The organism is Inquilinus sp. OTU3971 (assembly GCF_038440215.1).
The window spans coordinates 1-12,950 of the sequence record NZ_JASATH010000065.1; the positions used below are offsets into that span (position 1 = coordinate 1).

Below are 12,950 nucleotides of genomic sequence, written 5' to 3' on the forward strand. Positions count from 1 at the left end.
GCGTGTCGTGGTCGACCAGGTCTTCGTAGCCCAGCGCCAAGCCGAACACCCGCTGCCCGACCAAGGTGCGGACCTGATGCTCGATCAGATCCGCGGCACGAGCATCCCGGAAGCACAGAGCGAACCGATCGACCAGCCGGATCGCCCGATCAGTCGCGCCGAGCAGCAAGCCGCCCGCATCCGACGTGATCGCCCCGCCATCGAACGAGGCCACCACCGCGCGCCCTTCGACAGGTGCAAATCCAAACCGATCCGAGTTACACTCTGTCGGCATCGGGGAGCTCCTTTGATCCAAGATAAGTCGTTCTCGCAAAACAACTTTCTCAGATCCAAAGCCCCGATGCACCCTCTCTCTGTGAGAATTCCGGGCTAGGGCGGCCGGATGAGGTCGATCACCTATGCCCGCCACCGCTTTCCCTCGATTGTCATCCAGCACGCAGTCTGGCTCTACGTCCGATTTGGTCTGAGCTATCGCGACGTCGAGGACCTGTTGGCCGAGCGGGGCTCGATGTCTCCTCTGAGACGGTCCGGCAATGGGTCGCCAAATTCGGCCCGGCCTTCGCGGCCCGGCTTCGCCGCCGCCGGTGCCGCGCCAGCCGGCGCTGGCATTTGGACGAGATGTTCGTCCGGATCGGCGGCAGGCGGATGTATCTGTGGCGTGCGGTCGACGATGAGGGTGAGGTGCTGGACCTCCTCATCCAGCCGCGGCGCGACCAGAAGGCGGCCCGCAAGCTGGTGCGCAAGCTGCTGAAGCGGCATGGCTTTGCGCCGAACGAGGTCGTGACGGACAAGCTCCCATCCTACGCGGCCGCGTTCAGGGACGTGGGTCTCCTGGACCGGCATCGAACCGGATGGCGGCTGAACAATCGGGCGGAGAATTCGCATCTGCCGGTCCGGAGACGAGAGCGGGCAGCGATGGGATTCCGATCGCCGGGATCGGCGCCGCGGTTCCTGTCTGTCCATGCTGACGTCTACAATCACTTCAACCTGCAGCGCCATCTGATCTCCCGCCGCACGCTTCGAGCGTTTCGCGACACCGCCTTCGCAGGCTGGCGTGACGCCGTGCAGGCCGGCTGAGAGTCAGGCGGATCGGGGCTTTCGTGCCCTAACGGCTTAAGTTGACAGTGCCTCCGGAACTGCCCCCCGTATTGCCTCATGGCGGAAGGTTACCGAACGCGCCGATGTCGGGATATGCAACCTCGCTTGCCGCCGCCGACTTCCCGTGCCGGTACCTCAAACGGCTTAAATTGCCGTTCATCTCAATAGTCAGCTTAAATGCGCCGCTCGGATCCGGTACCTTCGATATGAGCGAGGATCAGGACCCTGAGGCCTCATGCTAGATGCTGTGCGGCCGAAAGAAAAACAACAAATACGAATCATTCTCACGAATGGACGCTTCGGTCGAGCATATCAACAAAGCAATGAGGTAATAACGTGGGAATTGTGCGCCGAGCATTCTTTATGGCGGCTCTGGAACAATACTCTCAGGTATTAGTTAGTTTATTGATGACGGCAATTTTGTCTCGATTATTAACAATCGAAGAAATAGGAATTGCGGTAATTGCTCTTGGCATAGGAGCTATCGCATTCAATTTTAGAGAATTTGTGACTTCAGAATATCTTATTCAGAAAGAATATATATCAAAGAAAGATATTAGATCAGCGTTTACTCTTGTATTTTGGGTATCTATATTAATTTCTCTATCTATTTCAACATTAGCGCCGCTAATTGCGGAGTTGTATGCCAAATCCAATTTGGAAACTTTCATCTATATTTTGGCAATCTCCGGAATCATAGATGCGTCGGTGAGCACCATCGCAGCCCTGCTGCGCCGTGATATGGAGTTCGGAACGCTCACGCGCATCAATGCTCTCGGCAGCATCACCTATGCCGTTGTGACGGTGCTCCTGGCATGGCTCGACTTCGGCCATATGAGCTTCGCTTGGGGAGCCCTCGCCTCGGCATTGGTCAGAATGGTACTCGGCTTTCATGCCAGACCGATTTTCTGGATGTACTACCCCTGTCTGTCAGGCTGGCGCGCGTTCTTCGTATTTGGTGGGTACAAAGGTGCGTCCACCGTCCTTGACCGCACCTATGAGGCACTGCCGCAGCTTGTGCTCGGTCGCTTTATGCCCCTCACCGCCGTCGGCCTCTTCAATCGCGCCAATCTGGTCTGTGGGCTTCCGGACAAGTTCTTGCTCTCGGCCATCTTCTCGGTGGCCTTTCCCGCCTTCGCCGCTGAGGTCAGGGCGCAGCGAAGCGTGAAAGAGGCCTATCTGACGATCATCAGTTACATCACGGCCCTCTATTGGCCAGCGCTCATCGTTCTTGCAATCCTGGCATATCCGGTCGTTCACGTCGCGCTCGGGCAAGCTTGGGATGAGGCCGTTCCGCTCGTGCAGATCCTTTCAATCGCCGCCATGTTCTGGTTTCCCAACATCCTGACGTTTCCGGTGTTGGTGGCGCTCGGTGCCAACAGGAAGGCGTTCGAGGCGAATTTCATCGGGCGTGGGCTTTCGACGATCGTGATCTGTACTGCGAGCTTCTTCGGATTGTATGTCCTGGCTCTAAGCCAGTTCATTGTATTGCCGTTTCAGATGATCATCTCGCTCATATATGTACGTCGGCACGTGCCATTCACCTGGCAAGAGCTTTCTGCGATCCTCTTCAAGAGCGGCCTCGTGACCCTGGGGGCTGTTCCAGGACCGCTTGCGGTACTCGCCGCCCATGGCTTCCAGTTCGATTTGTCGATCGCATGGGCCATGGTTGCGAGTATGCTTTCCGCGATTGGGTGGCTGGCAGCTTTGGCCCTAACCAAACACCCACTCCTCGAAGAGCTAATCAAGGTTGCTGGGTTCTTCGTGCTGCGGATCCTGCGAAGCAAGCGCGGAGCCTTGTCTGAGTAGCATCTCGGAAAAGTATCGACTTTTCGAAGGCATCTTCCATGAAATCAATCGATATCATCATACCGAATTACAATTATGCCTGCTATCTGCGCCATTGCGTCAGCAGCGTTCTCAGTCAGAGTAGCATCAGGATGCGTGTTCTTATCATCGACAACGCCTCCTCGGACGGAAGTCAACAGGTCGCCAGAGATCTGGCGGCATTGGACTCTCGCGTTGAGTTGTTGCTTAGAGAAAAAAATTTGGGACCGCATAAGTCATTCAATGACGGAATCGATTGGGCGCAGTCAGATTACTTTATCATACTTTGTTCGGACGATTATCTGGCTCCTGGAGCCCTGGAATATGCCGTGGATCTCATGGAAGCCCATCCGGAGGTTCATCTGACCTATGGGGCATCGCGCTTCCTCGGAACGGAAGAGGTGCTTGAAAGCAGATGTTCTCTGGAGTGTCCGCGATGGACGATCAAGGATGGCCCCACATTCCTGCGGGACATCTGCCGAATCGGCCGCAATATTATCAGCGGCCCGACCGCTATCGTCCGGACCTCTGTTCAGAAGCAGGTGGGGCATTACAACCCGAAACTGATCCACACGGACGATCTCGAGATGTGGCTGCGCTTTGCGCTCCAGGGATCGATTGCGACAACCGACGCCGTGCAGGCAGTCGCGCGGGTTCATCCGTCCAACCAGTCGGCAACCGTCGGGGATCTCTGCCAATGGAGCATGGAGTTCGAAGCTGCCTACCGTTCATTTTTCAACGGCGCCGGTGCAGATCTGGACAATGCGGAGGACTTGTTGCGGCTTGCCCGGCGCGCGCTAAGCGACCGGGCCTACTGGTCAGCCATTTCGCTGCTATGCCGCGGCGAGCGCGGCTGGCGAGATCTGCTGGTGCACGCGGTGCGTCTGCGTCCCGCCGCAGCGCTCGTCCCGCCTGTCAGCTATCTTGTGCATCGACCGGATGCGTCATCTCTCATCAAAGCGAGCCTTTCGGCGCTGACAAGACGTATTGCGAAGACGGCATAGTATTTTGATCAGCGTCGCTTTTTATGGGCGAGTGGTCCGATAACGCGGTCGAGCAGAAGCTCTTCCTGTTCAAAAAGCTCCTTCCGAAACGAGCGATTTGAATGCAGGATCTGCAGCTGCACCGCGTCGATGTCGCCCAGAATCTGTTCCGTCTGATGTTTAAGTATCTCAACATCGAATGTCTCGATGTGATTGCAGTAACGAGATTGGTCAAATTGCGCTAGAAGATAATCGTTCTTCTGATTGTATCCCAAAGAAATAGTCGGGCGACCGAGTTTCAGTGCGCACACCACGTTGTGGTAGCGCGAGACGATAACAATGTCGGTCTGTCCGATCTCATCCATCAGTTCTTGCAGCGAATGTCCGCGACCGACCGTGATGTGGTCTGAGGCAGAGGTCGGGCCCGACACTGCGATTCTCGCAAGCACATCTTCGACTGCCTTCCAGTCTCTCAGGTCGCCCGTTAGCAAACGGACGTCGTGGCCTTCTTCGATCAACCAACAGATGAAGGAGCTCAGTTTACCAATATAGGTCTGGTAGATGGTCTCGCCACTGGAATTTACTTTCGACCATCCATGGTAATCCATTATGCCGACGCCGACCGTCAGGCGCGTCGAATCCCTCGCAGGGACTGAAGCCGGCGCGGCAAGCCGAAACGCGATGTCGGGATAGCGCGGATCGCGACTGACATCGAGCCCCACGCTCTTCATGTACTCGCGCGAGAAATCGTCGCGAAAGGATCGGTAGTGGGCCATACGCGCAGCGGACGTAAGGAACCATCGGCTCAACGTATGCTTGATGGGACCCGCACCTATGCTGACAAATGCAATGCGCGTGTTGCGCAACCGTGCCGCCAGGCACCATCTAAAAACCACGAAGGGCCAGCCGAATGCCGCTTCCTGAAAATCGTCCAGAATACCGGTGCCCGGAATGATCAGCAGGTCCGCCCCTCGCAATCCGGTCAACACACTTAGAAGACTTGCCGTCCTGCGAGGAATATCGGCGAGGCCCCTGTTGATACGATTGAACCATCGCCCTTTTGCGACGAAGCCGCCGATGTTGATCGCCGCTACGTTGTATTTTTCGGCGACGGCATTTGGGTTGGAGCAGACGCATAGAAGTTCGGCGTCCGGCCTGCGTGCACGCAGAAAATCCAGCATCGCCTCGAGCGATCCATCATTGCCGGTATTCCCGCTGCCAAACTGGCCTAGTAGACAAATCTTCATTCAGGCCTCATATTTGATTCTTCGTTCAGGAGGTCAATTTTATTATTTCTTAGAGACGCAATTATTCTTGATGAAGATCTGCCTTTAGGCGTCAACGTTTGGGGATTGTTATTCATCTGATTCTGTCGCTCGGCAGCGAAGAACAACACATGGCTAATGGAGTGTCGACAGCACCCGAATGACTGCGGTGCTCCACCAAAAGGCTGCGCCATCCATCCTGCACGGTATATTCTGTTCTGCGGCCTTGTCGCACTAAGTGTGTGCGATGGAATTCGGTCGGGATCGAGATTCATGAAGCTCGCTTACTTTGTGCATCCCCATATTGGCGGCACCTATTCGGTGTTCAAGCAATTGCGCGAAGGACTTGCGGCTTACGGAATCGAGGTGCGCTGGGTTTCAATGAGGCAAAACAAAGCATTGACCGACCCTGAGTGGTTCCCGGAATTTGCACTAGGAACCGCTGTGAAAACTGATGGCCTGCAGGCAGAACGGGATCAGGCGAAAGCGCTGGCCGTCGCGGTGGAGTCTGGTGGGTATGATGGCGTGTTCATCAATGTCCTCGGCGACCGGATACAAACCAATATAGCCCGCTATCTGCCCGAGAGAATCGTTCGCATCATGATCGTCCACAACATCACAGCCGGGACCTATGCCGCAGCGTCCTCCGTCAGGGATCACGTTCATGCGGCGGTTGGCGTCTCGGAACGCATTCGCAGCGACCTTGTCGAGACGCTGGGGTTCACAAAGGATCGAACCTTTGCCATTCCGCACGCGGCCGATACGCGATCGTCAAGAAACCTCGGCAGGATTCCACGCACGGGGCAACCGCTGCGGGTCGTCTTTCTTGGACGCATCGAAGATGCCTCCAAAGGAGTGTTTTGGCTCCCCGACATCCTGGACAGGCTGGATACCTCGATCCACCTGACCGTCGCCGGCGATGGACCGGACCTGCCGGCGTTGAAATTGAAACTCGCGAGGCACGCCGGACGGGTAAATTTTCTGGGTGCAGTGCATCCCAAGGAAGTGCACGAGATGCTTGGCCGGCAGGACGTCCTCATTATGCCCTCGCGGTTTGAGGGATTTGGGCTGACGCTGACGGAGGCCATGGCGGTCGGGTGCATTCCGGTTGTCTCCCGCATCCGCGGTGTCACGGACATGATCGTCGATGACGGCCTGAACGGCTTCCTATTTCCGGTCGGCAATGCCCGGGAGGCGGCGCGTCTGATTTCGGGAATCGCAGCAGATCCAGGAGCCGCGCGACTGCTTTCGAGCGCGGCGCAGCATAAGGCAGAGAACGATTTCACGATTGTTGCGATGGCGCAGCGATATTTCAATGTGATCAGGTGGCTTGGCGAGAACAGGCCGGCCATTGCTCAGCCTCTCGATCTCGATCGATGGTCGCTGCCAAAGGGGCTGCGGTCCGGTTTGCGGACGTTCGTCCCAACGCCGATCAAGAATTGGCTAAGAGTCATGCGGGAAAGACTCTGACTTACGTCAGAGTCTGACTTACGTCTTTTTGATGCCTGCGGCTGCCCGCATGGCCGAAGTGCAGTTCGGGACCAGGCCGTCATATTCCACGATAGAAGCCAGAGGGCCGTCCTGGCACTTGGCCAATGTTTTCAGACCGGGGTTTGGCAGATGGCGGCATCGATTGGGAATTTCGAAAGATCGAACCAGCTTCGCGAGCTGGCGCATCGTCTCATTCCAGGTGGCGCTCATACCTATGCCAAGGGCGACGACCAATACCCCGTGTTGTCGCCAGGATTCATTGCAAAGGGGCTTGGCAGTCACGTCTGGGACGTCGACGGCAATGAGTACATCGAATACGGCATGGGGAATCGTGCCGTCGGGCTAGGCCATGCCTATCCATCCGTGGTCGATGCGGCGATGCGCCGGCTACAACTCGGCTGCAACTTTACGCGGCCCGCCGATATCGAAGTGGAATGTGCCCAGACGTTTCTTGAGACCGTCACCAGTGCGGAGATGGTGAAATTCTGCAAGGATGGCTCAGATGCGACGTCGGGCGCCGTGCGACTTGCACGTGCCGCGACGGGACGCGATATGATCGCCCGCTGCGGCGATCACCCATTTTTCTCGACCGACGACTGGTTCATCGGCGACACCGAGATGAATGCCGGTATCCCGGAAGCGGTCCAAAGACTGACTATTGATTTTCAATACAACAGCATCGAAAGCGTGCGGGCCCTCTTTGATCGCTTTCCAGGGAGGATCGCCTGCCTTATCCTGGAGGCATCGCGTGGCGACGATCCGGAAAACAACTTTCTTCATGAGGCGCGCGATCTTTGTCACCGAAACGGTGCGCTGTTCATCCTCGACGAGATGATCACGGGCTTCCGCTGGCATCGCGGAGGCGCTCAGCAATTCTATCGCATCGAGCCGGATCTTTCCTGTTTCGGCAAAGCACTGGGCAATGGATTCTCAGTTTCGGCGCTAGCAGGCAAGCGCGAATACATGAAGCTTGGTGGCCTCGAGCAGACTGACAGCCCGCGTGTCTTCCTCCTGTCGACCACACACGGTGCTGAAACGCATTGCCTGGCTGCGGCAATCGCCACCATGCGCATCTATCAGAATGAGCCGGTGATCGAACATCTCTACAATCAAGGTCAGGCCCTGCGGGACGGCATTGCGCAGGCCGCAGCCCGTCATGGGCTGGGTGCGTTCGTGCAGGCGACGGGCCGGGCATGCTGCCTGACCTATACGACGCTTGACCAGGACGGGGGCCGATCACAGGCATTCCGGACACTGTTTCTGCAGGAGACCATCAAGCGCGGGGTGCTCATGCCTTCGCTGGTCGTCAGTTATACCCACAGCAACGAGGACGTTGCCCGGACGATTGATGCCATCGACGGTGCGCTCGGCGTATACAGACAGGCGCTTGAGAACGGTGTTGACAATTATCTGGTCGGGAGGCCGTCGGAGGTGGTCTTCCGCCGCTTCAACACACGAGCGGTTCCCGTTCGCGAACTGGAGCCGGCGGCCAATGGCTGATTTCGTCCGGGGATGCCTCTTCCGGTCGCTTTCGGCATTGCTGATGTTGTATTCGCCCGCCGCCAATGCACAGCAGACCGTGTTTCCGCTGCGCGTTGCAGAGAATCATCGCTATCTCAAAGATGCGGCGGGGCGGCCTTTTCTCATAACCGGTGACACTGCATGGTCCTTAATCGGCGACCTTTCGAGGGCGGATGCCGATATGTACCTCGCCGACCGTCAGCGGCGCGGCTTCAATACGATCCTCGTCAATCTGATCGAACACCGTTTCAGCCGCAATGCGCCGCGCAACTTCTACGATCAGGCTCCGTTCGAAGCGAATGCCGCCTTCTCGAAGCCCAACGACGCCTATTTTAATGACGCCGACTGGATCTTGCAGCGAGCCCGCGAGCGAGGCTTCCTGGTACTGTTGACGCCGGCCTACATGGGTGTGAATGGCGGCAGTGAAGGCTGGTATAAGGAAATGACCGTAGCTGGACCTGAGGCGGTCAAGTCCTATGGTCGATATCTCGGCCAGCGCTTCCGGAAATACGACAACATCATCTGGGTCCAGGGTGGTGACTTCGACCCGCCTGACGGGATTCTAGCGGACGCGCTTGCCGAGGGCATTGCCGAGACGGACCGGGATGCGCTCCAGACTTTTCATGCCAGCCGCGATACGGATGTCGCACTGAACTGGAGAGGCACCCCATGGCTTGATCTCGATACGATTTATACATACGGCGACGTGGCTGAAAAATCGCTCCTTCGCTACATCACGGGACCGGTGAGCCCGTTCTTCCTGATCGAGGGCATCTACGAGGGGGAGCAGGGGGCAACGGCGCAGACCGTCCGCGGCATCGCCTATAGCGCAATCCTGTCCGGCGCGTGCGGCCAGATCTTCGGCAACAATCCCATATGGCATTTCTACGGACCCGGCGTGCACGAGCAATTCATGAGCTGGCCCGAGGCCTTGTCCAGCCCCGGCTCACAAAGCATGACGCATCTCAAGGAGTTCTTCGACGGTATCGACTGGTGGAGGCTCGAACCGGACCAGGGCAAACTGCTCGCTGCGGAGAACGGGGCTGCGCCCGGCTATGCGATTGGCAGCCGATCGCCCGATGGGAGTCTGGCGGTGATCTACCTCTTCGGCAGGCATAGCGTCGAGCTCAACAAGAATGCGCTCTCGCCATCTTTAGGAGCACGATGGTTTGATCCAGCCTCCGGCGGATATACCGAGGCGGTCCGGAAGACAGCCGATCAGCGCGACACGGTCGAATTCGAAACGCCCCGGAAGCGCAACTTTGCCGATAATGCGGATTGGATACTTGTACTGGCCGACGCCGGTTAGCGCAGCAAGCCCTGGCAGCAAAGTCAGATCGGACGAAAGGGGTAGCGGATCTGCCGAGGGTTTAGTCCTATTGCCGTCCCGGTCCTCCGAACTCCTCTCTCGCTGTCAAACGCGCCCGAAAGTACCGTCTCACCATCTAGATAGACATTGCAGAAGACAGAGACAATGAAGGTACTCGTGACGGGACATCGTGGCTATATTGGATCGGTCATGGTGCCCTTCCTGATGAAGGCGGGGCATGAGGTTCACGGTTACGACGCCGAGCTCTATCGCAGCTGCTCCTATGCGCCTGGTGGCTCCATCGAGGAGATACCGGCGCAGTGCAAGGACGTACGCGATGTCGAGGTTAACGACCTCAAGGGCTTTGACGCGATCATCCATTTGGCCGCTCTTTCGAATGATCCGCTGAGCAATCTCAATCCGAACATCACCTATGAGATCAACCATCGGGGCAGCGTTAACTTCGCCAGAACTGCCAAGGCGGCTGGTGTACCCCGTTTCCTTTTTGCCTCATCCTGCAGCAACTACGGCAAGTCTGGCGAAGGCATGATCGATGAGAGCGGCGAACTCAATCCGGTTACGGCCTACGGATGCTCCAAGGTTCTCGCCGAGCGGGATATAGCGGAGCTTGCCGACGACAGTTTCACGCCAACATATCTGCGCCCAGCCACCGCCTATGGCCTGTCTCCGATGCTGCGCTTTGATATCGTCTTGAACAATCTGGTCGCCTGGGCGGTTACCGAAGGCGTCATCATGCTCAAATCGGATGGTTCACCGTGGCGGCCGATCGTCCATATCGAAGATATCTCACGGGCGTTCCTGGCTGCGATGGAAGCACCAAAAGACAAGGTGCACAACGAAGCCTTCAATGTCGGCCAATCCGCGCACAATTATCGCATCCGGGAAATCGCCGAGATTGTGGCACAGGTCGTTCCCGGTTGTCGGCTGGAATTTGCCAAGGACGCCGGACCCGATACCCGGTCCTATCGTGTCAGCTTCGAAAAGATTGCTCGGGTGCTCCCGGCCTTCAAACCGGTCTGGGACGCACGCGCCGGTGCTGAACAGCTTCATGCGGCCTATGTGAGCGCGGGATTGACGTTGCAGGAGTTCGAAGGGCCCCGCTACCAGCGCATCAGCCATATCCGGAAATCTCTCGACGAAGGTACGTTCAGCACCAACCTGCGCCGTGTTCCGCCATCGACACGGCACCCGACCCTGACTGACGCCGCGGTATGACGGCAAAGCTTCTGTCACGAACAACGTTATGGTCTCGTTCGATACGATCAGATCGGCCGCCGACTCGGAAGTGGATGTGGGGATGCGCATCTACGCACTGGCGGCTCGCCTCTTCCCGATCTGCCGAAGCATAACCGGGGACGGCGTGCGCGAGACGCTCCGCGTTCTCGGTCAGCAGATCGATCTGACACAGCACGAAGTGCCGACGGGCACGCAGGTGCTGGATTGGACCGTGCCGAAGGAGTGGAATATCCGCGACGCCTATATCAAGAACGCTGCGGGCCAGAAGGTCGTCGATTTCGCGAACAGTAATTTGCATGTTCTTGGCTACAGCAAGGCTGTGCATCGATCGATGCCGCTCAGCGAACTCAAGTCCCATCTCTACACACTGCCGGAGCAGCCGGATCTCATACCTTACAGAACCTCGTACTATAGCGAAAAATGGGGCTTCTGCATGGCGCACAACGCGCTGCTTGAGCTGGAGGACGGCGAGTACGAGGTCCTAATCGATGCGGAGGAGAGCAATGGGCATCTGACCTATGGTGAATATTTCCACAAGGGTCGGTCGAACAGAGACGTATTGCTTTCCGCGCATATCTGCCATCCGTCACTCGCGAATGACAATTGCTCCGGTCTGGCGTTGCTCGCATGTCTGGCCAGGGCCATGCGCTCGCGCAAGACCCGCTACAATTACAGGTTTCTCTTTGCCCCGGGTACGATCGGGGCGCTCGCTTGGCTTGCATCCAATGATGAGAAGATCTCTCGAATTGACCACGGATTGATCGTCTCCTGTGTCGGCGACGGCGGCGGGCCAAATTACAAACGCAGCCGCCGTGGCAATGCCGTCATCGACCAAGCAATGCAGTACGTCCTGGGTTTGGAAGGGCGTCAGGGTATCATTCATGATTTCAGCCCCTATGGCTATGACGAACGGCAATATTGTTCGCCAGGCTTCAATCTTCCCGTTGGGCTTTTCCAGCGAAGCGCTTTCGGAACCTTTCCGGAGTACCATACCTCGGCAGACAACCTGAATTTCATCTCGCCAGAGAATCTGGCTTCGTCCTACCGGATGATCATGGAAGTGATCGATATCCTCGAGATGAACTGGACACCGGTGAACCTTTTCCCGAGGGGCGAACCCCAGCTGGGTCGCCGCGGGCTCTATTCAGCCCTCGGTGGCGACAAGGCGGCAGGGGAAACTGCGATGGGCTATCTTTGGGTTCTTAATCTGGCTGATGGCAACCACTCGCTGCTCGACATAGCGCAGCGATCCGGTATGTCGTTCCGCGACATTGCCCGCGCTGCCCAGTTGCTGCTCGCAAACGGTCTCCTTGCCGAAGCCGGTCAATAGGGCTGGATCGCCGAATTGTCCAACAACGGCCACCCACGATCCCTGGCCGACAATACGGTCGGCTCCGCCGGCCAGTCTATCGCGAACGCCGGATCGTCCCATCTCACACCAGTTGATGCCTGTGGATTGTAGAACTCGGAGATGAGGTAGGAAACCGTCGCCTCGTCGCGCAATGTCTGGAATCCGTGGGCAAATCCCTTTGGGATATATATCTGACGATTATTGCTTTCAGACAACTCGTAGGCAACCCAACGTCCGTAATTCGGTGAGTGCGGACGCAAGTCGATGATGACGTCCATTATCGCGCCCCTGATGCAGGAGACCACCTTCACCTCGGCGTGCGGCGCCGTCTGAAAATGCATGCCACGTAAGGTGTGCTTGTTCACGGAATGCGAGACGCTGTGCTGGACGAACGTCGTTTCAAGGCCGTGCTCCTGATACTCCCTGACGCAAAAGGTCCGAGCAAAGGATCCACGCTCGTCGGACATGGGAAGTGTCTCGATCAGCCAGGCGCCGCTCAACTCCGTTTCCGTAAATCTCATCCTGCCTCGCCTCGTGCTCTGCCGCATCCAGTCCGCTTGGGGGCCATGATTCTGTCAAGCTCATAGGCAGGGGGAAGCTCGCAATAAGGGGTAGCCGGAGTTGGCAACGATCCGGCGCCGACACTGCCGTTGCGTCCGCGAAGCGATCCCGCGGCAACTGACGCGCACTCCGTTTGAGCCACAGCGCCGTTCCACCGTTTGGATGAGGCGACCAATCGCATTGTCATATAGCCTGCAAGGACCGAACGCCGTACCTTCGTTGTCATGGGTGAATATCAATCTAGCACCAGAACTCATTCTGGGCGGCTTGCTATGTTTAGTGGATCG

10 protein-coding genes and 1 pseudogene are annotated in these 12,950 nt (G+C 57.3%); 8 read left to right on the forward strand and 3 right to left on the reverse strand.

Features of this window, described 5'->3' with window-relative positions; genetic code table 11:
- Positions 1 to 217 (reverse strand): transposase (locus AAHM41_RS17640; protein WP_342237874.1); only part of this gene is annotated, 217 nt, incomplete at its 3' end.
- 165 nt (positions 218 to 382) lie between these two features.
- Here AAHM41_RS17640 and AAHM41_RS17645 point away from each other — a divergent pair.
- The 3 genes and pseudogenes from AAHM41_RS17645 (at position 383) to AAHM41_RS17655 (ending at position 3,929) form a co-directional block, all read left to right on the forward strand.
- Positions 383 to 1,077, forward strand: a pseudogene (locus AAHM41_RS17645) (IS6 family transposase).
- A 384-nt stretch (positions 1,078 to 1,461) separates the two neighbouring features.
- Positions 1,462 to 2,907, forward strand: a complete 1,446-nt coding sequence (locus tag AAHM41_RS17650) for an oligosaccharide flippase family protein (protein ID WP_342237875.1) — start codon at positions 1,462 to 1,464, stop codon at positions 2,905 to 2,907.
- Positions 2,908 to 2,945: 38 nt separating this feature from the next.
- Positions 2,946 to 3,929: a glycosyltransferase family A protein gene (locus AAHM41_RS17655; RefSeq protein ID WP_342237876.1), complete on the forward strand. Its 984-nt coding sequence runs from the start codon at positions 2,946 to 2,948 to the stop codon at positions 3,927 to 3,929.
- Positions 3,930 to 3,937: 8 nt separating this feature from the next.
- Here AAHM41_RS17655 and AAHM41_RS17660 read toward each other — a convergent pair whose 3' ends face one another.
- A complete protein-coding gene (locus tag AAHM41_RS17660) occupies positions 3,938 to 5,155 on the reverse strand; it encodes a polysaccharide pyruvyl transferase family protein (RefSeq protein WP_342237877.1) in 1,218 nt (405 codons plus the stop codon).
- Between the two features lie 291 nt (positions 5,156 to 5,446).
- On the opposite strand from AAHM41_RS17660, the gene AAHM41_RS17665 reads away from it, so the two are divergent.
- From AAHM41_RS17665 to AAHM41_RS17685, 5 genes are all read left to right on the forward strand, one after another.
- Positions 5,447 to 6,643, forward strand: a complete 1,197-nt coding sequence (locus tag AAHM41_RS17665; RefSeq protein ID WP_342237878.1) for a glycosyltransferase family 4 protein — start codon at positions 5,447 to 5,449, stop codon at positions 6,641 to 6,643.
- A gap of 150 nt (positions 6,644 to 6,793) precedes the next feature.
- Positions 6,794 to 8,164, forward strand: a complete 1,371-nt coding sequence (locus AAHM41_RS17670; RefSeq protein ID WP_342237879.1) for a glutamate-1-semialdehyde 2,1-aminomutase — start codon at positions 6,794 to 6,796, stop codon at positions 8,162 to 8,164.
- Positions 8,157 to 9,494 (forward strand): apiosidase-like domain-containing protein, encoded by a 1,338-nt coding sequence (locus AAHM41_RS17675; RefSeq protein ID WP_342237880.1) that lies wholly within the window; start codon positions 8,157 to 8,159, stop codon positions 9,492 to 9,494. Before AAHM41_RS17670 ends, AAHM41_RS17675 begins: the two co-directional genes overlap by 8 nt.
- Before the next feature lie 165 nt (positions 9,495 to 9,659).
- Complete coding sequence (locus AAHM41_RS17680; protein ID WP_342237881.1) at positions 9,660 to 10,730, forward strand: NAD-dependent epimerase/dehydratase family protein; 1,071 nt, start codon at positions 9,660 to 9,662, stop codon at positions 10,728 to 10,730.
- An 82-nt stretch (positions 10,731 to 10,812) separates the two neighbouring features.
- Positions 10,813 to 12,081 (forward strand): DUF4910 domain-containing protein, encoded by a 1,269-nt coding sequence (locus tag AAHM41_RS17685; protein ID WP_342237882.1) that lies wholly within the window; start codon positions 10,813 to 10,815, stop codon positions 12,079 to 12,081.
- Here AAHM41_RS17685 and rfbC read toward each other — a convergent pair.
- The gene (rfbC, locus tag AAHM41_RS17690) at positions 12,075 to 12,650 is read right to left on the reverse strand and encodes a dTDP-4-dehydrorhamnose 3,5-epimerase (RefSeq protein ID WP_342237883.1); all 576 of its coding nucleotides are present in this window, start codon (positions 12,648 to 12,650) and stop codon (positions 12,075 to 12,077) included. The two genes, AAHM41_RS17685 and rfbC, sit on opposite strands and share 7 nt — an antisense overlap.
- Positions 12,651 to 12,950 lie beyond the last annotated feature (300 nt).